Source organism: Paenibacillus sp. PK1-4R (genome assembly GCF_030369595.1).
Classification (GTDB): domain Bacteria; phylum Bacillota; class Bacilli; order Paenibacillales; family Paenibacillaceae; genus Paenibacillus.
Genome location: NZ_CP126535.1, coordinates 6,250,999 through 6,272,375 on the forward strand (window position 1 = coordinate 6,250,999; position 21,377 = coordinate 6,272,375).

Annotated in this window: 20 protein-coding genes; all 20 read right to left on the reverse strand. The window is 43.6% G+C overall.

All coding sequences use genetic code 11. The annotated features are described in order from the left end of the window. Window positions 1-31: 31 nt before the first annotated feature. Entirely contained in the window at window positions 32-946 is a 915-nt protein-coding gene (locus tag QNO02_RS27240) for an NAD-dependent epimerase/dehydratase family protein (RefSeq protein ID WP_353959087.1), read from the reverse strand. 20 nt (window positions 947-966) lie between these two features. Next, on the reverse strand, window positions 967-1,647 hold the full coding sequence (locus QNO02_RS27245) for an LbetaH domain-containing protein (RefSeq protein WP_289390488.1): 681 nt from the start codon (window positions 1,645-1,647) through the stop codon (window positions 967-969). Window positions 1,648-1,672: 25 nt separating this feature from the next. Next, window positions 1,673-2,461, reverse strand: a complete 789-nt coding sequence (gene rfbF / locus QNO02_RS27250; RefSeq protein ID WP_289390489.1) for a glucose-1-phosphate cytidylyltransferase — start codon at window positions 2,459-2,461, stop codon at window positions 1,673-1,675. A gap of 133 nt (window positions 2,462-2,594) precedes the next feature. Continuing rightward, window positions 2,595-4,472: a glycosyltransferase gene (locus tag QNO02_RS27255; RefSeq protein ID WP_289390490.1), complete on the reverse strand. Its 1,878-nt coding sequence runs from the start codon at window positions 4,470-4,472 to the stop codon at window positions 2,595-2,597. 165 nt (window positions 4,473-4,637) lie between these two features. Then, a complete protein-coding gene (hag, locus tag QNO02_RS27260; RefSeq protein ID WP_289390491.1) occupies window positions 4,638-5,528 on the reverse strand; it encodes a flagellin Hag in 891 nt (296 codons plus the stop codon). Window positions 5,529-5,678: 150 nt separating this feature from the next. After that, a complete protein-coding gene (gene csrA / locus QNO02_RS27265; RefSeq protein WP_289390492.1) occupies window positions 5,679-5,918 on the reverse strand; it encodes a carbon storage regulator CsrA in 240 nt (79 codons plus the stop codon). 1 nt (window position 5,919) lies between these two features. Next, window positions 5,920-6,405, reverse strand: a complete 486-nt coding sequence (gene fliW / locus QNO02_RS27270; RefSeq protein WP_353959133.1) for a flagellar assembly protein FliW — start codon at window positions 6,403-6,405, stop codon at window positions 5,920-5,922. Between the two features lie 39 nt (window positions 6,406-6,444). Then, a complete protein-coding gene (locus QNO02_RS27275) occupies window positions 6,445-7,014 on the reverse strand; it encodes a DUF6470 family protein (protein ID WP_289390493.1) in 570 nt (189 codons plus the stop codon). An 18-nt stretch (window positions 7,015-7,032) separates the two neighbouring features. Further along, window positions 7,033-7,953 (reverse strand): flagellar hook-associated protein FlgL, encoded by a 921-nt coding sequence (gene flgL / locus QNO02_RS27280; protein ID WP_289390494.1) that lies wholly within the window; start codon window positions 7,951-7,953, stop codon window positions 7,033-7,035. A 24-nt stretch (window positions 7,954-7,977) separates the two neighbouring features. Next, window positions 7,978-9,534, reverse strand: a complete 1,557-nt coding sequence (gene flgK, locus QNO02_RS27285; protein ID WP_289390495.1) for a flagellar hook-associated protein FlgK — start codon at window positions 9,532-9,534, stop codon at window positions 7,978-7,980. Between the two features lie 19 nt (window positions 9,535-9,553). Continuing rightward, the gene (locus QNO02_RS27290) at window positions 9,554-10,057 is read right to left on the reverse strand and encodes a flagellar protein FlgN (RefSeq protein WP_289390496.1); all 504 of its coding nucleotides are present in this window, start codon (window positions 10,055-10,057) and stop codon (window positions 9,554-9,556) included. 11 nt (window positions 10,058-10,068) lie between these two features. Further along, on the reverse strand, window positions 10,069-10,353 hold the full coding sequence (gene flgM, locus QNO02_RS27295) for a flagellar biosynthesis anti-sigma factor FlgM (RefSeq protein WP_047840678.1): 285 nt from the start codon (window positions 10,351-10,353) through the stop codon (window positions 10,069-10,071). A 177-nt stretch (window positions 10,354-10,530) separates the two neighbouring features. After that, complete coding sequence (locus tag QNO02_RS27300; protein WP_289390497.1) at window positions 10,531-10,935, reverse strand: TIGR03826 family flagellar region protein; 405 nt, start codon at window positions 10,933-10,935, stop codon at window positions 10,531-10,533. 243 nt (window positions 10,936-11,178) lie between these two features. Then, window positions 11,179-12,069, reverse strand: a complete 891-nt coding sequence (locus QNO02_RS27305; protein WP_289390498.1) for a ComFC family protein — start codon at window positions 12,067-12,069, stop codon at window positions 11,179-11,181. Between the two features lie 66 nt (window positions 12,070-12,135). Then, window positions 12,136-14,025, reverse strand: coding sequence for a helicase-related protein (locus QNO02_RS30435; RefSeq protein ID WP_289390499.1), 1,890 nt, complete (start codon window positions 14,023-14,025; stop codon window positions 12,136-12,138). A gap of 456 nt (window positions 14,026-14,481) precedes the next feature. Continuing rightward, complete coding sequence (locus QNO02_RS27315) at window positions 14,482-14,892, reverse strand: hypothetical protein (RefSeq protein WP_219845530.1); 411 nt, start codon at window positions 14,890-14,892, stop codon at window positions 14,482-14,484. Between the two features lie 324 nt (window positions 14,893-15,216). Then, on the reverse strand, window positions 15,217-15,939 hold the full coding sequence (locus QNO02_RS27320; RefSeq protein WP_026081439.1) for a response regulator transcription factor: 723 nt from the start codon (window positions 15,937-15,939) through the stop codon (window positions 15,217-15,219). 7 nt (window positions 15,940-15,946) lie between these two features. Beyond that, a complete protein-coding gene (locus tag QNO02_RS27325; protein WP_074092506.1) occupies window positions 15,947-17,107 on the reverse strand; it encodes a sensor histidine kinase in 1,161 nt (386 codons plus the stop codon). Window positions 17,108-17,154: 47 nt separating this feature from the next. Next, window positions 17,155-19,878, reverse strand: a complete 2,724-nt coding sequence (locus tag QNO02_RS27330; protein WP_289390500.1) for a stalk domain-containing protein — start codon at window positions 19,876-19,878, stop codon at window positions 17,155-17,157. Window positions 19,879-20,108: 230 nt separating this feature from the next. After that, window positions 20,109-21,332, reverse strand: coding sequence for a stalk domain-containing protein (locus QNO02_RS27335; RefSeq protein ID WP_289390501.1), 1,224 nt, complete (start codon window positions 21,330-21,332; stop codon window positions 20,109-20,111). Window positions 21,333-21,377: the final 45 nt, after the last annotated feature.

The following is a 21,377-nucleotide window of genomic DNA, read 5'->3' on the forward strand; positions in this document are numbered from 1 at the left end:
CAGACTTGTCCACATATACAACATATCATGTCTAGTATTTCCTTTCTGATGAGCGCTTAAGGAGCTCTCCCAGCATTTTATATACGAATATTTCCAAGCTCTCCGTAGGATACAGTTCTGGACAATCATTTGAGCTTGTAAATTGAAAATGAACTACCTTTTCTTCCACTTCGGGATGAATAATTTGCACGGGCATATTGAATCTTTCTTGCGAAACTTTCTGAACAAGATACGCATAATTCAGAACACTCATCGTTTCCTCACCATAAGCATGTAAAATTTCATAAGAAGGTTTCTCTCTAATAATCCAAGCTATTTTTCGACAAAGATCAGTAACACCTACGAAGTTACGTAGTTGTTTCCCTGAAGTACGGAGTATAATTTCATGATTATTTACTGCTTCTTCACAAAATGCAAAAGGTATGAGATTCCATCTTTTGAATTTAGCTAAATCCTTAGGTACACCAAAAACATTGGACGGGCGAACTATCCAAGTTCTAACTCCATTTGTTCTATTAAACCTGATTACTGTTTGTTCAGCCTCATAATGTGCAAGCCCATAATTATTAATTGGCATGGGAGGGGAATCTTCTGTTAATTCACCTGGGGATACTCCGAAAACATGAAAGCTTGATACATATATGAAACTAGGTATTTTATTATTCTCACAGAAAGTTAGTGCTGCACAAACCTTAGCAGTATTGTCAATTATAGCTTCATGATTTGATTCTGAGTGCGTGTTATCGCTAGGTGAAACCAGATGTATCATCACATCAATATCGCTGTATTTCATTTCAGCTACCTTATCCGGATCAGTAAAATCCATCAGGAGATCTCCGTACGAATCTCTGGTAGCTTTAAGTACTCTGTAGTTCAAACTTTCAAGTACCGTGGCCATGTGAAGACCAATATAACCATTCGCACCACTAATTAAAATTGTTTTCACTGTCAGGATTCATCTCCATGTCATGAAATAGGTACATTATAAAATGTCTGTGCCCAAGGAGTGTCTGTTGATTGATTTATATGCTTACCTGTGTCTATATGACGGTAGTACAATGAAACATCACTCAGATCTGTATTTCTGAGGAGTGCTTGATTCCCTATAGTGACTAAATTCCCCACATTACATTCACCAATTACTGTTGAGTTAGGAGCTAAAGCAACACCACGACCTAGTTTAGGGTATTGGCCCTCTATAGCCCCCACAGTACATCCCTGATAACATACAAGGAAGTTACTATAAGAAGCCTTGCCCAACACTACTCCGTTCCCATGTAAAACAAGAAAAATATCAGGTAACTCTGCATCATACATACATAGAAAACCGTTTAGCGCCTTGTTTAGATTAAACAACTTAGCAGCTATTTCAGCATCTTTGAATCTTTTCCATATCGCATTAGATAAGAACCATATAAAGACGGTATATTGATCGGAGTGCAAATGAGAAAAATACGTTGTCCCATCGCGGTGATACGCTGGTAACGAAACATGTTTGAAACAAAAATGCGTGCGTTCAAGTGCTTCTCTTATTGCCCATTTGAATATATATTCTTTATTCGATAACCGGTTGTCTGGATAGAAATTATTTAATTGATGAATAACATACTTTTGTAGCTCATCTTCAGTCATCGAAGTCTTAAACATATACCCTCCATTATCTGTATATATTCTAATCTGACCAAACCTTCCAAGGTGCTTTATGTCCATGCCAAAGCTCATCCAATATAATTTTTTCACGAAGAGTATCCATTGGTTGCCAAAACCCTTCGTGTTTATAGACATTAAGTTGTTCATCTTTTGCTAAATTTTGTAACGGTTCTTGCTCTAAAATTGTATTTTCAAAATCTTCAATATAATTAAAAACTTGCGGTTGGCAGACCATAAAGCCACCATTGATCCAACCACCATCTCCCTTTACCTTCTCTGTGAAGCCAGTGACTGAATTACCATCCAGTTCTAGTCGTCCAAACCTGCCATCAGGTTGTACGCCTGTAATCGTGGCTAGCTTCCCACTTTCCTTATGATTTTTTACCAACTGCTCAATATTAATATCAGCTAAACCATCTCCATATGTTAGCATAAATGGATGATTTCCTACATATGGTTCAATTATCTTAATTCTGCTGCCAGTCATGGAATTTAACCCTGTATCCACCAATGTAACTTTCCAAGGTTCAACTGAATTTCTATGAACACTTACTGTGGCATCCAATCCTGAAGAGAAATCATACGTAATTGCTTCAGACATGTGTCGATAGTAATTGGCAAAGTACTCTTTAATAATGTAACCCTTGTACCCTAGACATATAATAAATTCATGATATCCGAAGGAAGAATAAGTTTTCATAATATGCCATAGTATTGGTGCATCTCCAATTTCAATCATGGGTTTAGGCTTCAAATGAGACTCTTCACTTATCCGAGTACCTCTTCCACCTGCTAATATAACGACTTTCATTTGCTAATATCCCCCTTTGGCAGCAACTTAATCATAATAAACTTCGTTTACAAATTAGTAATTTTTAAAAGTGAGTTTATCGTATAGAGAGAGTTAACTATACCAAATTATTCAATAGTACCTTATGTTCTCACTATGCTTTTTGCAAATGTAAAGCGTAAGGATATCGCTTTTCCATCTCCATCTTTATCTTTACAACTCCTTCAGTGTCAATTACCTTTTCATAATAATTTAAAATCCTTTCATACGAATTGTATTTAGGTTCAAGTATAAGAAGCTTACTATAGAACAACTTCGCATCCTCAAAGTAATCATTTCTAAGACATAGATCACCTAGCAACCCGACAAGCTGAACATTATTGGGTTTAGCTTTGAACATAGTGATTAAGATATCAATAGCCAACTCATCAAATCGATAATCACTTAGCAACTTGCCGATATTCAGTCTTGTCTCCGAATTGATTTTTATCATTTTCTCGACAAGTCTCTGAAATTGTTCAAACTCTTCCAAAATAATCATTTGACGGCAATTTTCCAACAAGAGACTCTCAATCACGGAAGAGAACATGTATTTACCATCCTGACCCGTGATCATCTTTTCCAGAGTATTTCTTTCTTTGTTACTTAATTTCAATAATTTTTGTATATGCACTAAATTACTAATATCATTCAGAAGGAATGCTAACAGCAATAAATCCTGTACATTTTCATGTTCTTTATCCGCTATTTCATTCCATAATGAGCTGGCCTCTCTATACTTTTTGTTGTAAATTTTAGAAGTTGCCAGAACATTAGGTTGTACTGTTATGTTATAAGTTGTAAGGTAATAATCCAATAAAGGATTACGTACGCAATACATAATATCTAACAACTGTTGTAAATCATCTACACTTTTTAACGTATAGTGCTGTTGAATTCCAGTTTGAATGTCCTCGGATCTCATGTTTAGTTTGAGCGTGAGATTTAAAAACTGTTGAAGAGCTGGGGCAAAGTTCTTCTTTAGACTTAACACACATGCTAATTCTTTATAACTATCTTCTAAAAGTCCGATTTCCTCATACAATTCGGATAACCTCATATGAGCCATATAACCGCCGCTACCTTCAGTAACTAGGGAGCCCTGGTCTCCAAGTTCTATACATTTACGAAAGCACGCCTCAGCATCCCGGTAATGCTCAGCTTTCTGGTAAACCAACCCCAAAATGTATCTCATTTCAGTTTCTTTAGGAAACATCATGACTGCATCTGTTAGTATCGATAAAGCATCTTCCATATGACTAATTTCAGCCAAAGCATAAGCTAATTTCGTAAGCAACTCTGGAAGAAAGACTCTATCTTTACTTAGTGGATATGCCTGTTTGAAAAAATCTACCGCTTTCGTATATTCTTGAATAGCAAAATAGGTTTTTCCCATATTGTAAAGATTATAAGCTGTAGCATTTTCTGCTACTTCAAGCTCCATTAAAGGCAAATTCCGCTTATGTTTATCTTTTTCGAGCATCTTATCATCGGTATATCCAACATGATTAATTAGCAAGTTGGATTCGCCCATATTGTACTTTATCGTGTCCCTAACGATGTTCAAATGCTCATGCAATCTATTTTCATACTTTAACGAGATATAATTTTTAAATAATCTAATTGCTGTAAAAGTAAAATTTCTATCCCACGATATTTCATTTCTAATTTTCAATAAATAGTAGTCACAGTCACTTTCCAAGTTTTCCTGAAAATTCGCTCCTACTTCTAAATATTCATCAGCATCCAATACCAATATATAGTCTGAAGTTGCATATTTAAGTGATTCATTCCTTGCTGCTGAAAAGTCATTTACCCATTCAAAGGAATATATTTTATCTGTATACTTACGAGCAATATCAAGAGTTGTATCCGTTGACCCCGTATCAACAATAATAATTTCATTAACGACATCTTTGGCACTTTCCAGACATCGACTGAGTACCTGTTCTTCATTTTTGACAATCATACATAACGATATTGTTTTGCTCATGTTTGTCCTCTCATCTCTAATAGTCTTATACTATATGTCGGAAAATGTAATGTCTTTTGTTAGAAAAGATAAGTCTCAAACATCTTGAAATTATACTGCGAATAAAACAAAAAGGCTGCCAGGAAAACCTGACAGCCTTTTTGTTTTGATATTTTTTTATTGAAATTAACGAAGCAATTGCAGAACAGCTTGTGGCTGTTGGTTTGCTTGTGCCAACATCGCTTGGGAAGCTTGAGCCAAGATGTTGTTTTTCGTTTGGTTCATCATTTCTTTAGCCATGTCTACGTCACGAATACGGGATTCAGCAGCAGACAAGTTCTCGGAAGTAGTTCCCAAGTTGTTAATTGTGTGCTCCAAACGGTTTTGGTAAGCACCCAATTTAGAACGCTCTGCAGAAACTGTTTCTATAGCATCGTTAATTGTTGTAATAGCTCCATCTGCAGAAGCCTGTGATGAGATACTAATGCCATCATTTGTAGTTGCTCCAGCAGTATTAGATGCCGCTGTACTAGCACCAGCGCCAGCTACTTTAAGAGTACCCGCATCCATCGCTTTAATTGTCAAAGAAATATTTTGAGCTGCGTTTGCACCAATATGGAATGTCAAGTTGGAAGCACTAGCATGCGCACCAGTACTTGCAGATCCATCCAACAATTTTTTAGTGTTAAACTCAGTTGTGTTAGAAATACGAGTGATTTCTTTTGCAAGCTCGTCCACTTCATTTTGAAGGTTTACACGGTCTTTATTTGTATTAGTATCATTCGAAGATTGAACAGCCAGCTCACGCATACGTTGTAAAATAGAGTGAGTTTCGTTCAATGCACCCTCGGCAGTTTGGATCAAAGAGATACCATCTTGAGAGTTTTTAGTAGCCATATCCAAACCGCGGATTTGTCCACGCATTTTTTCGGAGATTGCCAAACCTGCAGCATCGTCACCAGCACGGTTGATACGCAGACCCGAAGACAATTTCTCGATTGCTTTGTTTGTGTTAGTTGTGTTTGCACCCAATTGACGGTGAGTGTTCATTGCAGAAATATTGTGGTTGATAATCATTAGAAATTTCCTCCCTGAAAATAAGTTAGTTCCACATCCTTGTGGTAAACGCCGCGACATTAAGGTCGGCCGCCCTGCCGAAGCAGCGTCTAAACTATATATCGACAGGAAGAGAAGAACTGTTAATAGTAAAAAGGAATATTTTTATTTTTATTTTTTTTCAATACCTTGGAGCAACTCCATAAAAGCAGCGACACTAGGAGCATCGGGTTTTGCAGACTCGCGATTAGCCTCCTGAATAGATGCATATACCTCTTTCCGAAAGATATCAATCTGTTTGGGGGCGGAGATACCAATTCGCACTGTATCACCTTCCACTGCCAATACAGTTACTTCAATGTTATCTTGAATGATAATAGATTCGCCCTTTTTACGTGACAATACTAACATTTCAGACCCCCTCCTTAGCCGAAGTCGCTTCTTCTGTCCATATGAGATGTTTAGTCATATAACCTGTTTGCTGAAGAACAACTTGCTTGCCTACCCGATGTGCAGGATTAATTATAACTGGGGCCAAGAGATTCATCGTTGATTTTGTCACATCTGAATGTATAGTGACTATGGAATAAACGGCTACATCTTTTTCAATTTTGAGTTCTTCTTTATCTTCTTCACTCAGTTCAAAACTATAATCCTGTTTAAACTCAAATGGACTGACTACCAAGAAAGAGAGTTCTTTCTCCGTTAATGATTGCAAGTAACTAAATGGCGTGTCTTCCCAAGGGATCAGTGCAAAACTAGTTTCATTTTCAAAACCAGGTAGACCTCTTGGAAATTGATATGTGCTGTTTTCATCTACTTCAATTTTTCCCCATGTACTTGTCTCAATAAAAATAATAAACGCCTCCTTGGCGATGATTTTATAGAAAAAAGCTATAGCGGGGTATTATAACCGTCTATAGCTCTACATTATATATTATAATTCCATATCAATCGTAGGTGGAGTGTATTGTATGGAAGCATATTGCTGCACATAAATATCCAATTTACCTCGTTGATATTCAATCTCTGGCTTGTTCACAATTACATTCATCTCGGATTCCGCTGCTTCAAAGCGAATGTCTGGTGCTTGCGTAAACACACGTACATCCACATTATCAGAGGAAGCTGCCGTGCGTGTCTCCGGGAACGGCTTAGCTTGCCAATTGGTTCCTACAATATTGGCAATTGTATTGCCTGGTTTGTGGATGGCTGCCATATCATTCCCTTGTTGCACACGTTCAGCCATATTCTGCATGAATAATTGCTGAATACCCGAATATATTCGGGCATTCATATCAATCATATTCCCACCATGATAGGCAGAAAAAGCCTTGGACTGATCCACATTCAGCTCTATTGCATGGCTTTGCACCGTTAATTTACTAGGCTTGGTATGGAGTTGGACCTCCGCCTTCGGCTGACGAATCGAATACTGACCAATGTCCGCATCGATATGTAATAGCGTGGGCGTTGTGTGTATTTGTACCACTGGAAGAGTATTCATCAGATGATCTCTCCTTTGTTATCTAAGAAAATCAACTAATGACTGAGATATAATTTTAGCACCAGCAGAAAGTGAAGCATTATATATGTTTTCCTGGATTTTAGACTTTATTGATAACTCAGCGTAATCTGCATCCTCAACCTTTGCTTGCAAATCCGTTAAGTTCACTTCAAGATCACTTAATCGACCTTGCATGAGTTCGACGCGATTGGTTTTCGCCCCGATTTCTGCACGAATTCCGAGGATCTTGTTTGTTCGAGTATCAATGTTTGCAAGCTGATTCGACACTTCTTTTTGATCCCCACTGGCGAGAGCCTGACTAATCGTATTAAAGATTACAAATAGATTATCGGCTTCCGTTGAATCACCAAACACTTCATTACCGGTTACGTTAATTGGTAATTGGATACTCTCACCCACGATAAAATTAATTTTACCCGAATCAGTAACGACGGAAGCAGCATTAGTTGTATCGAACGAACCGTCAGCACTGGTAGGAAAGTCATAAGGTTTCACATCGTAGGTTTCACCATTAAATACATACTTCCCATTCAACGTGCTGTTTGAAATATCAACAAGTTGTGCTTTTAATTGTTTGACCTCTTCGTTGATGCTATCTAGTGCAGATTGAGGGTTAGTCCCCGTAGCTGCCTGTACCGTCAATTCTCTCAACCGCTGAACCACGCTGCCTGCTTGGTCCATTACTGTATCATTAAAATCCAACCATGATACAGCGCTATCCACATTTTTTTGATACTGTTCATTGGAAGACAGTTCTGCACGATAACGAAGGGAGTACGTAATCCCTACCGGATCGTCAGAAGGTTTGTTGATCTTACGTCCCGTTGCCAATTGAGTTTGTGTACTATTCATCTGTTGTGCATTACGGTTCAAGTTAAGAATCAATTGCGAGCTCAACATATTATTCGTAATTCTCATCGTCTATTATGTCACTCCTTTCTATTATCTGCCTACTACGCCGGTAGAGTTAATTAATTTTTCGAGCAATTGGTCATATGTGGTCATAAAACGTGCAGAAGCACTATAAGCATGCTGAAATTTAATCATGTTGGCCATCTCTTCATCCAAGGAAACACCACTGACCGATTGACGGCGAGTGTCCACTTGTTCTACGAGAAACTCAGAATTGGACGTTTGACGTGCCGCTTCCTGAGATTGAACACCCAACTGTCCAACGATTGCACTAAACTGAGCGCCAATCGTTGCATTACGCAAACCATCAACGGATTTCATTGGAGTATCCTTCAAATTAGCCAGCAGATTAGCCAGTGTATTGTTACCTTTAATTACTGTTTCCGCCCCTGAAGAATCGGTAGTTGTGCGCAAAGAGGTTGCGATCTTATTTGGATCAGCTAGAATCGCCGCATTTAAAGAAATATTTCCTGCTGTGATCGCTGTTCCACCACCCGATGCTGTGAAGAATGGTAGGCCCGGTGCGGTCGTTCCGTCCATACTGTAACCAAGTTGATGCAGACCATTTAAGCCTTTTACTGTTACCGTCAGATCTGCAACCAGTGTACGAGCAGCCCCTGTATATGTAACACCATCCAAAACAGTGTTGTCAGGCAGGACAGAACCAGCAGGAATCGTAAGTTGGATATCTCCGTTAGCCAACGTGTTGGCTAAGTCATCCATTTGCTTCTGGTAATCACTCACCAAAGTGTCTCTGGACTTGATCATACCGTGGACCTCGCCGTTGGTGAGCGTGCCTGCTGTATATGCAGCATTCAGAAAAGCAGGATCAACCGCTACTTGTACCGCCCCACCAGTGACGAGTGCCTGTCCATTCATCTGAACCTGGTATCCTTGCGGAGAATCCGTAACGGTAACATTCATGATTTTGGAAAGCTTGTCTGTCATCAGATCACGTTGGTCACGTAAATCGTTGGCATTGTCGCCAAGAGACTCGACTTTTACAATTGCACTATTAAGGTTCGCTATATTACCCAGGTAGCCCTGAATTTCATTGCCTTTCACAGCAATGTTACTATCAAGATCCTCGCTAAGTGCATCCAGTTGACGGCTAATCTGATTCATCGCATCGGTCAGAGCCAACGTCGTTTCTTTTACGATCCGCCGTGCTGTGACATCCTCAGGATTTTTACTCAGATCTGACCATGATTTGTAGAAATTATCCATAACGGTTCGAAAACCAGTGTTTGATGGTTCATTTACAATAGCTTCAAGTTTCTCAAGAGTATCTCGTTGAATGGACCAACTCCCGAAGTTGGTGTTTTCATTGCGATACTGGTCATCCAGGAACTTCTCACGCACACGTGTAATGGAGTCAAATTCTACCCCTGTACCGAGCTGTCCTGGTGTTGTACTATGCAGAAATGCGAACGGCTCCATCGGAATAGATGCCTGCATGTTTACCTTTTGGCGTGAGTAACCTTCCGTGTTGGCATTGGCTATATTATGGCCTGTTGTGCTAAGAGCTGTCGTCTGTGTGAACAAACTGCGTTTAGCCGTTTCGATTGAATGAAATGTAGATGTCACCTGGTTTCCCCCTAATTAATCAGGCACGCGTGTCAAACAGACCGATTCGCCCTGGATTACCGTTCTTATCAGCAGGATGCTGATATGTGGCATCCTGTTCTGGTCGAGAAGCAAAGATGTCCATAGATAAGTCAATAAACATCAGCGATTGCTCGATCAACTTTTGATTCAGTTGATTAATTTCTTTTAACTCCTGCAGTGTTCCCGCCAGCTTCTTCTGGACTTCAAGCAATCGCAGTTTGTCAGCCGGATCAAAAATCAGCTTTGAGATCTCGGTGATATTCAGGTTCAGCATGGACTTAATGCCCCGCTCCTGCAACAGTTCGTGAACTGCACTCTGCCGTTCGATCTCCAATGGCTCCTGTTGTTTCATGAAACGAGATTCTTTGTTGAGGAGGGCAATGAGTTCATCTACATCATTTTTGACAATAACCTGTCTCTTGACCTCGCTGAGTGCCAGCATATCGCGGTGACTTTGTTCCATTTGCTGTAAAACTGCAATCAATCTGTCCAGTGCTGCCATTACGTAATCACCTATTCCTTATCAAAAGACTTAAAATACGGCAGCAGCTTGTCAGCAAGCTTGCTACTATCTACCTGATACGTTCCGGAACTGACCTGTTCCTTCAGTTCCTGTATCCGCTGTATGCGTCCTGCATCCTGTGTACGACTTTGTTCCTCAAGCATCTTCATCGCCTCCGGAGAAATGGATACTTCGTCCTTACGGCGGCTCTTCTTGGCATCAGCCTGCTGATTGGATTCAACGTTCCTTTGATATGAATTGATGGCGCCAATTCTACTCGGTTCATTGATTTTCATTTAAAATGCACTTCCTTCCATGATTAGGAGTTTATGTTGATATACGTTTTTCTTACTTTAATCTTTATGTTGTCAAAATGATTAGGATAATAAAAAAACCGATAATCTTTAATAAGTTTATCGGTACGTTTCAAAACATTTGTTATAGCAAAACATGTATTTGAGCCCTCGCTCCTATTAATCGCGTAGTTTGTCGAGAGCATTGTAGGTTCGTCCGCCTAAATTGTTGTTATCCTTCTGACCTACTTCACGAGCTGCTCCTGCCAAGTCTTTCGTTAAACGATTGCGGCAAGAGTCGCACATATGACCTTCACGAATCAATGTTCCGCATACTTCACAAGGATACATCATATTCGGGGCATTCTCGATGGAAATTCGTCCCTCACGGATGAACTTGGTAATGTTTTTAATTGAAACTTCTGTTGCATCGGATAGCTCCTGTATGTTGGTGCCCTTGTTTTCGCGCAAATAATCTACACAGATCTGATATTCCTTCTCTATTTCCTTAATACAGTTTGAACATACATCTCGAAAATTCAACGCATATAATTTACCACAGCGAGGACAATTGCCTAGATTCATCGCTAAAACGCCCCTCTCAAACTTCCATTTCCGAATAGATAATAAGTATACATTACCTTATTTTCTCTGATGAAGCTATAGTCTATTTGCAAAACAAAAGAGGGGAACAGGATGCACATATACGAAATCACACTCATGGCCATATTGCTTATAATATCGCTCCAATCTCCTACAGCGGAGCATACTATTCGTACATTAATAATAAAATTTATTCCATAAATATATTAAACGTCCATTTATTAATTAGGATCTTGCCAGTGTTAGTGTGTAAATCTCGACCGGAATCTCCATGTGGAAGCCAGCATTTAGAATAACCCGCCCACAAGCGTCTAAGGTGCTACCTGTTGTGTATATATCATCAACCAGCAGTAACTGTATGGGTTTGGCATGCGATATGCCCTTTCGTGTTGGCAGATGAGATCCCCTGTATAGCTCTTCAATTAACTTCATGCCGTCCGGGTTGATGGAAAAAGCGTTCTTCATCGTTTCAATACGCTCACCCCGTGATTTGAAGCTTTGTTTGGTGGTGTTGATCTGGCGCTGCAACAGATCAACGATGGGCAGGCGGCAGGCGGTGACGAGTCCAGCAGCCAGCCGCTCCGCCTGATTGAAGCCGCGCTCGGCCAGGCGCTCGCTGCTCACCGGGACATAGGTGACCGCGTCAGGCCGCCATTGCGACTGTTGAGCAAGTGTGGCGGGATGAGCCACGGGGGCTGGGGGTTCTTTTGCCAAAGCAGAATTCTGCTCCTCACTCATCGCTTTAAAGGCTTGAATCAACAGCGCGGTTAAGAGCGGCGCGTATCGTTCATGGCCTCTGAATTTGTACATGCCGATCCATTCTTTCATAAGAGTGTTGTATTGTACGGCGCTGCGGTTGAGGATAAAAGAATGGTTTTGCATATGTGGACGAGCACAGTCCGGACAACCGACACCCCGACCACAACGCAGACAGCGGATGGAACGAATCCATGGAATCTGCTTCATACAACGCGGGCATATGCCCGGATAGATTGAAGACAGAATCGCTCGAGTGCCGCATGTCAGACAAGTCGCCCCAGGTGGGGCGAGCAGGTGATGAAGACGCCCGGTCAGGTGCTGCGCATAATCGGTTATGTTACTGAGCCAGTTGAACATAGGGGAGTAAACCTCCAGTTTTGGGAATGTAATATGAAATGTGGAACCGAAATTGGCAGATGCCAATTAGGTTTGGGATGGTGGGTGCAGATAACCTTTGCGACGAGCGATGGTATTCATTTTTCGGATCTGTGCAACGGCCTTCACCTGAGAACGTGTCCGACGAGACGATGCAAAAACCACTCTACCCGCCGGGTCATCCATGGAACGCCCTGCTCTGCCCGCCATCTGAACCAGTGAAGCTTCATCAAAGAGACCATTGTCTGCATCTAAAATAAAGACATCGCTGCGCGGAATGGTCACGCCACGCTCCAGAATCGTTGTCGTTACGAGCAAACGAATGTTGCGATCACGAAAGGCTTTAACTTTGCTAGCACGATCGGGGTCCTGAGATGATGTTCCTTCAATATGGATTCCGGGAAAACTACGACGCATCAAGTTCACGAACGCCTCAATCTGGGCAATGCGTGTCACAAACACAAATACCTGGGCGTCACGCTTCAATGAAATTTGGATGTTAGTCTTCAAAGCAGAAGGAAGAGTTCGTTTCTTAATACATTCAGCAACGGTAACCATCTTGACCAAGCGCGGAACAGGCAACGGATGACGGTGGAAACGTACCGGGACTTTGGCATGGGCGAGCGTCCCCTTTGCCGCTTCCTTCTGCAGCCGAGCTGGCGGTGTGGCAGATAGATAGACAAAATTCCCGTCCGGTTTACAGGAGGATGCTGCCGCGTGAGCGAGCATGGGATCGTTGTGATAAGGGAACGCATCCAGTTCGTCGATGATAACGAGATCAAACCCCTGATAAAAACGCATCAGTTGGTGTGTGGTCGCGAGCGTGAGCTGCGCGTCTTTCCAGCGTTCGTCACTGCCTCCGTAAAGGGTAGCGAGTGAGGTGTCCGGAAAAGCTTTGGCCAGACGCGGAGCTAGTTCCAGCACCACATCCCTGCGCGGCGTAGCGACCAGTGCTCGTCCACCGCGGTCCAATGTATGTTGGAGCAGGGGGAAAATCATTTCGGTCTTGCCGGCCCCGGTCACGGCCCACAGCAAGAACCGCCCCGGCCCATCCCCTGCGGGTGGCCGGGCCAAAAACGCAAGCGCCGCGGCTGCTGCCGCGCTCTGCGCTGCGCTAAGCCCCCACCGGGCGAGCCCGCCGCCGGTGTGGGCCAAAGCCGTGCCACGCGATGCTTCGCCGCGTCGTGACACGGCCCCTTGCGCTGCACTGCGTAGCAACAGCGCACAAGCACGGCTGCGCCCCAGCGCGAGGCAAGCCTCGCAGTAGGCGCACGCCGCCAGGCCGCAGGCAGCGCAGGGCACGCGCTGCCTGGCTTCGCTGCCACAACGGTGGCAGCGGGGCGCGCTCCGCGCGCGTCCAAGCCACGCGTGCGGACGGCGCGTGGCAGGCCCTTTGAGGGCGGCTGTGATACTCAGCCGCCCGTGCAAGCGCGCGAGCTGCGCCGCCGCGCGCCACTCCCCTGGCGGCAGGGCGGTATCCGCCAGCAACGCCTCCGCCTCGGCCGCCAGTAATTGGCGGCCGCTGATCCGCTCAGCCAGCAGGGCCGCGTGCTGCTCCAGCTGAGCCCACTGTCCGGCGGGATACGTCTCTGGCATCCCGCCTACCTGAATGCCACGCACAGCGGCACTCCCCGCTTTGCCCGCTGTAGCTTTCCTAGCCTCTGTTTCACCCGAGGCCAGTTCATACACATCCAGCTTCCGCGCAAGATAACTCTGCCATTCGCGCTCGCCCCACTGATCCATGCCCCGCTCCATCTCAAAATGTTCAACCAACCAAGATGCCTGACTTAATGGCAACGCCTTATCTAACAACAACCAGCGCAGCACATGTCGCCCACTTCCACCCTCCAGCCACCAAGCCACATCCACTCGAATGTCGATTGATAACATCATGCTCCACCCTTCCCCTACACGGCACACATACAAAGCAACCTTCATTTACTCTCCTCCCCCATCCTACTTTCTCCTAAACGCAAAAAAAGCACATGCCAACCCGGCTGTTCGCCGGAGCATGTGCTTCATGTCCATATTTCATCTTCTTATGATTAATCTACTTATCACTATACCAATTGAATCTCTACATCACAAGATTAGTCACACAACATGATACCATCATACAATTCTGCTAATAACCAGAATCTTTCTATAAAATTGCGAAACTTTTTCCAATCTGAATCGTCTATACTTTTAAATTAAGAGTTCTGACTTCGAAAATCTTATTTCTGTGATCAAGAACTCCTCATACCCAGCCAATAACCATAGATTGCATAAAAACCCATTTTTAATTTAAAAGCAGACTTGGCTACAATTACAAAAAAAGACTACAGCTTCTGCTGTAATCTTTTCACTGTAGATCTGCGAAATGTTATTCCCATTTCCCGTTCACATGATGATTTATTGCTCTGACTCACGCAAATCAATCAGTCGAAAAGTGTGATCGGTCTGTGCTACCCGTTCAATATCAGCAGGGACAGCAGGCAGATAAGATGTCTCCATTCCTTGCCTTTGCATAAGCTTTTCAATAATCGTAATCGTTTCCGCTTCTGTACGATCAGCAACAACGGTTAATCTGAAGCTCTTACCACGGTATAATAATTCCCGGCAAAGTTCTCTTACAATGCCTTCGATCCGCCCTGCCTGATTGGAAGGGATGAGCAGGATCTGCTCGAAACCTTCAGATTCCGGACGGGAAAGATGGCGCTGGTGCATGGCATGAACGGCCATTGCCGCCAGGAAGTATATGAGCAGAATCATAGTCAGATGAGCAACCATGGCAACTGCACCTCCTCGGAAGGTCATGCTCACCCATGGCGAACATCCCTGTATACAACAAGTATATGCTGTACTTTCTGAAGGGTTACACTTGCATTTCCTATCACTCATATTCCACGCTGATCGACACCGGACGAAGAAAGACAGGCCAGGTCATTCATTCACGCCTAAGCTTGAACATATGTTCCGCACAACCTTACACTTTGCTCATTTGCAGTGATAAAGTCCATTAACCCGCAGACCAATCCAACATTCTGGAAAGGGCGCGAGTGAACACCAATCTATACTTCGTCTAGGTTGAATCAACCAATGGACTGACTTACCGTAAGAATACTGCTTTACGAAAAACATAAGGTATTAGAGCGTAACCCAACCATATTTGATCGAATTGATAACAGCTTGCGTACGGTCGTCCACTTCCATCTTCTGCAGAATACTGCTGACATGGTTTTTTACTGTTTTTTCACTGATGAACAGGAATTCACCAATCATTTTGTTGCTCTTACCTTCTGCCATCAAGCGAAGTACTTCAGCCTCACGACGTGTGAGCGGGTTATTGTCGCCAGCGACAAATTTAACACCTGCTTCCTTCGAAGCTCCTTCACTCATTGCCCCTGTTTCATTAAGATACGTCATACGACGCAGCTGCATAATCAGTTTGCCTGTTACTTTCGGATGAATGAACGCATGTCCTTCATGCACGGAACGAATCGCATTGATCAGAGACTCGGCCTCCATATCTTTCAGCAAGTATCCGTTAGCCCCTTTACGAAGCGTCTCAAATACATAACTTTCATCATCATGAATGGACAAGATAATTACTTTGACATCAGGGAACAGCTCACGCAATTTCTCCGTTGCTTCTACCCCATTTTCGATTGGCATGTTGATATCCATCAATACGATATCAGGTTTATCCTGATTGCAGAATTCGAGCACTTGAATACCATCGCCGCATTCGCCGATGACCTCAATGTCGTCCTCCATATTTAAAATGCGTTTCAGTCCCTCACGGAACAGCTGATGATCATCAGCCAAAAGAACTTTAATCGATGCTTTACCAGTATCACGGTTTTCCATCATCCTGCTACTCCTTTCCCTTATCCACGTTTGTCGGGATATGAATCACTATTTTGGTTCCTTGATTTTCTCCGGATTCAATCTCTATTCTTCCTTCTAACAGTTCAACCCGTTCTCTCATCCCAATCAGACCGAAGTGGGTATGATCCTTGCTTTTCTTCGCAAGAAGCTCCGGTTTGAACCCAAGCCCATTGTCCTGAACGACAATTTTGACGAGCTGAGCCTGGTATGTAATCTCCACCACAACATAAGTGGGATAAGCATGCTTTGCAGCATTCGACAGACCTTCCTGCACAAGGCGGTAGATCGCAGCCTCCATCGCAGAAGATAAACGGTGTTCTTTACCTCTTGTTTCAAAAAGCGACCGGATTTTCGTTTTTACCTCAAAATCCTGCACGTACTTCCGAAGCGTTGGAATCAGTCCCAGATCATCCAGTGCCATAGGACGCAGATTGAAAATAACTTTTCTCATTTCTTCAAGACTGGAACGAACCTGGCCTTTCAAATCTACTATTTCGGCCTGGACCATCTTAAAATCCTGCTTAATGAGCATTCTTTCTACAATTTCCGTCCTAAGCACTAGATTGGCGAGCATCTGCGCAGGCCCGTCATGAATCTCACGAGCAATACGTTTCCGCTCTTCTTCCTGGGCCAAAATTATTTTCAAACCAATCATTTGTCGATTTTTGGCAGATTCGATGATCCGGGTCACTTGACCCAGTTCACCTGACAGGTACTCGAGTACAACACCCATCTGCGAACCGATGGTCTCGGCACGTTCCACTGAAGCTTCCACATTTTTGGCACGCTTCTGCAGATCATCCCGACGGGCCTTCAGATACATTTCCTTCTCACGATAAATCATCAGATCCAGCTGCAGCTGTGTTGCTTTCTCGTACGCCTGCTTGATATCATGCTCGGAATAACGGACAAAGTCACGGCTAACCTCAGTCAGCCGGATCCGGGAACGGCGGTAGTTCAGTTCCAATTGATCTACTTTCTCGATCGTTTCCGCCGTCTCCTTCAGTACCGACTTTAACTCCTCGTTGAGTGTTTTCAGCTCATCGCGAGTTGCGTCCATAATTTCGAACATTTGATATTTGCTGTTTTCCATGACTTGTATGGCGTTTTTAATGACGCGGTCTATGGCATCGGCTTGTAAATCCACGTTTGTTCGACTCCATTTCTATCGTTTCCGGTATATATCATACCATATCACGATGAGATGGTAACGGTCTTCGTTTTCTGTTCCCATTTTACAGTCAGACCAAGTTGCTCGGAAACGAGTCTAAGCGGGACTAAAGTCCTACCACCCGTTACGTATGGTGCAACAGTTGCGCTCTGTCTTTTACCATTCAGAATGAATTCTTTCTGCCCTACAACCAGATCAATCAGCTTGCCACCACGTAATACCGTGATCCGCTGATTTTTGCTATCCCAGCTTGCCTGACCACCAAAAGCGTCCAAAACATGTTTGATTGGCACATACGTCGTACCATTTTTCAGGACCGGTGCTGCATCAATGGCTTTTTTCGTTCCGTTCACCGTCATCGACTTCTGTCCAAGCACGAGCGAAGCTGTCCCCGTAGGCAATCCTACTTCACTGGACTTGGAAGGCATCGTGAATGCGATATTGTCAAAAGCAACCGTACCTGATTTCGCACGCTCATCCTGACCTTCTTCCACGTTCACCACATAGACCCGCTTCAGCTTCGCCGGATAGGCGATGTTCAGTCCGTTTAGGTCCACGCTCAGCTTCTTCCACCCGTTCCAGTCAATCGCCTTGGCGAGATCGGCATATACCGTTTTGCCATTGGCATCTGTGAATTCGGCACGTAACCAGTTTAGGCTCTTATCTCCCATAACATCCATCGACATCGATGTAGCTGCAGCAGATACCTCTCTACCGGTAGAGCCATTCAGTTGTGCATAAGCGTACATTTTGCCTGTTCCAGCAGTCATATCATAACCGAGTTGCAGTACATTGGAGCCGGCTTTTTCACCAGTTCCTGCTGTAACGGTTGCCGTACCAGTTACACCCGCTGCGTTCGTTGTGAAGTTAATCGGATAATTCACGTTTTCGAAGTTCTCCCAGATCGTTTCGCTTGCAGAAGCCGAGAGGACTACAACTGTGCTGTAACCATCATAACGACCAATCGCATATCCCACTTGTGCACCAGAATTGACGGAAGATACGGTTAATTGGTCAGCAGTAACTTTACCTTTGAATCCGATAAATTCCCATGTCAGCGAGTCCGCTGGAACCGTAACACTTTGTCCGCTCTTCGTTGTTGCCGTTACCGGAATGGACATCGTTGTGCCCGCTTTGAGGGAACCGAGACCTGATCCTGCTGTCAGGGAAGCCAATTCACTTCCACCCAGTACCGATACTTTAATGGAGGATGAAGCTCCATTGCTCGTTGCCGTCAGGGTTGCTGTACCTGGCTTCACGCCTTTGATTGTGCCGTTGCTAACACTCACGATGCCGTTGTTGCTGGACTTCCAGGACATGCTGATATCGCCTGTTGCAATCGGGTTGTAGTAGGTGTCATATCCTTTGGCTGTGTACTTGCCCTCTTGTCCCACCAGCAACGTTTGGCTGCCACTCACGGCAAAGCCCTTCAGTTTACCTACAGGAGCCGTAGAGAACACACCTAGCGTGTTTACAACCTGACGTTGCTCGGTGCCATATTCTGTGTTAAACGTCAGACCGGCTGTCTGCTCACCTAGCGGACGTGTTACCATTGTTGTGGAGCCGCCTCCGTCCAGGTTCATGCCTTTCCAGACACCCACACTGGTCATAAAGGATTGCAGTTCCGTCAGCGACATCCCGCTGCTGTTACTGTTTTTCTCCGCTGCAATGATGTAGACATACCGACCATCCTGGGAGTACCCTACTGCCGTTCTTGCACGAATGCCACCGATGCCGGAAGATGCGATATCACGGGAAAAGGATGCTGCCTTTCCACCGTTCACAAGAATCGTATGACCGCCAATCATCATCTCCAGATTACTTGGATCGACCGATTGCCCGGTTGTTTTGGCTTTCAGCTTGTAATCCGCATCCAAGGTTTGCCCAACGGATAGATGACTCATGATCCATGTCGCCGCTGTTCCATGCGCACGCAAAATGTACCCATCCTGCGGCACCGTCATGTTTAACGCTTTTTTATCCGAGATTTGGGTAATGACTCCGTTCTGCACGAGTACCTCTGTTGGCGTTGTGGAAGGGTCATTTGGACGTTTGGTGGATGTCCATGCCGGTGTATAAATATACATCGAGTTGGCATGACTATATTTCACCGAGCCCGACTCTACTGTATAGTCCTCTTTATTTATCCCACGCAAAGCAAAGGTTGAACCATCCTGTGCCTTCACGGTTCCGTCAAAAGAATACTCGTCGATCATTGGCTTGCCATCCTTGGTCACCGTGAGGGCATACATGCCTGACAGTTCAGAAGGTGTGGAGACCAGCACGCCATCGGAGACCTGTCCACCAATGGGCGCGAGCTCGCCGGATACATTAAAGTAATCGCCATTCACAGCGGCTACTGCACCATTTTCCTTAGCCATGGCACCAGTGCTCTGTTTACTGTTCAGATTACCGCCTTTGCCTGTCATCACATCCAGCTTCACATACGGATTCTGCAGATCCACTTGGATTACATCCGCTAGTACGTTGACCTTGGAACCGGAACGTGTTGTTGTATATCTGTATTTCATGAGCTTCGCACCCGAAGTCAGAATTTCTTCACTCAACTTGCTTGTATTCGTAGATGCCGCTGCGGCCACCGATTGCCACGAAGTGCCTGACCACATCTGTCCACCTGCGCTCATCACCGGTGCAATCCAGATCACACCCGCCAGCGTCACAATTGCCCATTTCTTCACCTTACTGCCCTTAACGTCTTCCAGCTGTTTCCCATGTTTCCCCAGCATGTCTGAAACGTCTCTCCCATCTTGTATATCAATCTTAGACATCACGAACACTGCCAAGTAGGCAGCCGATAGCGAGATCTCTAGTATACTCTTCTATTAATAGACTGCTTTTTGTGGAAAAAGTTACGCCCATAGCTAACTTTGAGGATATTCTTGGCAAAAAGAAACCCAGGCACGCCATTAACTGCGCACCTGGGTTCTACCTGAATAATGATTTATGTTGAATCATATTATAATTCTGGAAAAAATATTTCAGGTAACTCTCTATTGGTTTCTTCATAGTTAGCATCCAGGTTAAATTCATCACTATAATTCCAGTGCCCATTGGCATAATCAAGATAGATCAGTGCGTTATACTCAGAACTATGCTGTTCTCTCTTCTCTGAAACACTACTCCATTGCATCGTAGCATGGACAACAGCTTGCTTCTCCCCAAGAAACACAACACGTTCGTTGGAGATACGGTGCACCGTATCTTCATATTCAAAAGAAGCCATTATGCTTTTCTCCCAAGTCATCCAGTCAGCAAGAGCATCTGCATTTCTTTGCTCAATCTTATATGGCGAAGTATATTTATATGTTAAATTATAATCTTCCTGATTCAAGGCTTCATAATATGTCCTCAAATCTGACAATACGCTTTGTTGCTTTTCTTTAAAATTCTCCTTTATTTTATCAGCAGATGTATCCATATCTTTTGGAAGATTGGTATAACTGGACAGAGACTCTGATTGAAGAATTTTCCACATATTATTTTCTTTCTTAATTCTGAATACGATCTCATGCTGGTCGTCCATTACCTGATTATTATGAATATAAGTAACGTACAATAATGCCTGGTTCGCAGATTCATATGTAATGCTTGTGATATCAACATTGTAGATTCGATCAGGGATTTCGCTCACTTGGGGTGCTATCTTACTATCCGTCAAATAAGATCTCTGCATATGATCTGAAGCTAGTAGTTCTACAGTGAAAGCTCTATCATATGTTGTTATCAAATCAAGTATCTCTTTCTCTTGACCATACCCATACTGCACCATCCACGCCGTATTCGACTTTTGATCATACTTAACCGAGTGCTTGGTTAACCAGGCGGCATAACGGATAGGCAAATAGAATTTCCCATCAATTTGAATACCCGGCCTTTGTAGTTCGTAGTAATCTCCCGATCCACTAATGTAACCATCATCCGGTAGGAAGATAAATTTTGAATTCCCGATCTTAACTGAAATCTCTCGATCTACCACTGAGTAATCCGCTTGGTACCCCATTAATTGAATAAACTCTCGAAACGGAACATACACCGTTCCTGATTTTGTCATCAGTTTGATGTCTGTAGGCTTTTCATTAACGTACAGTTGTATGGATTCTTTATTATTTTGAGCATAAGCCAGTGAAGGTATAGATATTAATCCCAGAATGAGGACAAATACTAGCATTTTTTTAAGCAAATTTACACCCTCTATCCATGAAATTTATGACTTTATAATATAAAA

Excerpts from the sequence above, each read along its gene's own strand:
- QNO02_RS27245 (WP_289390488.1), bottom strand. The coding sequence starts at position 1,647 with ATGTTTAAGACTTCGATGACTGAAGATGAGCTACAAAAGTATGTTATT.
- rfbF (WP_289390489.1), bottom strand. The coding sequence starts at position 2,461 with ATGAAAGTCGTTATATTAGCAGGTGGAAGAGGTACTCGGATAAGTGAA.
- QNO02_RS27255 (WP_289390490.1), bottom strand. The coding sequence starts at position 4,472 with ATGAGCAAAACAATATCGTTATGTATGATTGTCAAAAATGAAGAACAG.
- hag (WP_289390491.1), bottom strand. The coding sequence starts at position 5,528 with ATGATTATCAACCACAATATTTCTGCAATGAACACTCACCGTCAATTG.
- csrA (WP_289390492.1), bottom strand. The coding sequence starts at position 5,918 with ATGTTAGTATTGTCACGTAAAAAGGGCGAATCTATTATCATTCAAGAT.
- QNO02_RS27275 (WP_289390493.1), bottom strand. The coding sequence starts at position 7,014 with ATGAATACTCTTCCAGTGGTACAAATACACACAACGCCCACGCTATTA.
- flgL (WP_289390494.1), bottom strand. The coding sequence starts at position 7,953 with ATGAGAATTACGAATAATATGTTGAGCTCGCAATTGATTCTTAACTTG.
- QNO02_RS27290 (WP_289390496.1), bottom strand. The coding sequence starts at position 10,057 with ATGGCAGCACTGGACAGATTGATTGCAGTTTTACAGCAAATGGAACAA.
- flgM (WP_047840678.1), bottom strand. The coding sequence starts at position 10,353 with ATGAAAATCAATGAACCGAGTAGAATTGGCGCCATCAATTCATATCAA.
- QNO02_RS27300 (WP_289390497.1), bottom strand. The coding sequence starts at position 10,935 with ATGAATCTAGGCAATTGTCCTCGCTGTGGTAAATTATATGCGTTGAAT.
- QNO02_RS27305 (WP_289390498.1), bottom strand. The coding sequence starts at position 12,069 with ATGTTCAACTGGCTCAGTAACATAACCGATTATGCGCAGCACCTGACC.
- QNO02_RS30435 (WP_289390499.1), bottom strand. The coding sequence starts at position 14,025 with ATGAAGGTTGCTTTGTATGTGTGCCGTGTAGGGGAAGGGTGGAGCATG.
- QNO02_RS27320 (WP_026081439.1), bottom strand. The coding sequence starts at position 15,939 with ATGGAAAACCGTGATACTGGTAAAGCATCGATTAAAGTTCTTTTGGCT.
- QNO02_RS27330 (WP_289390500.1), bottom strand. The coding sequence starts at position 19,878 with ATGCTGGGGAAACATGGGAAACAGCTGGAAGACGTTAAGGGCAGTAAG.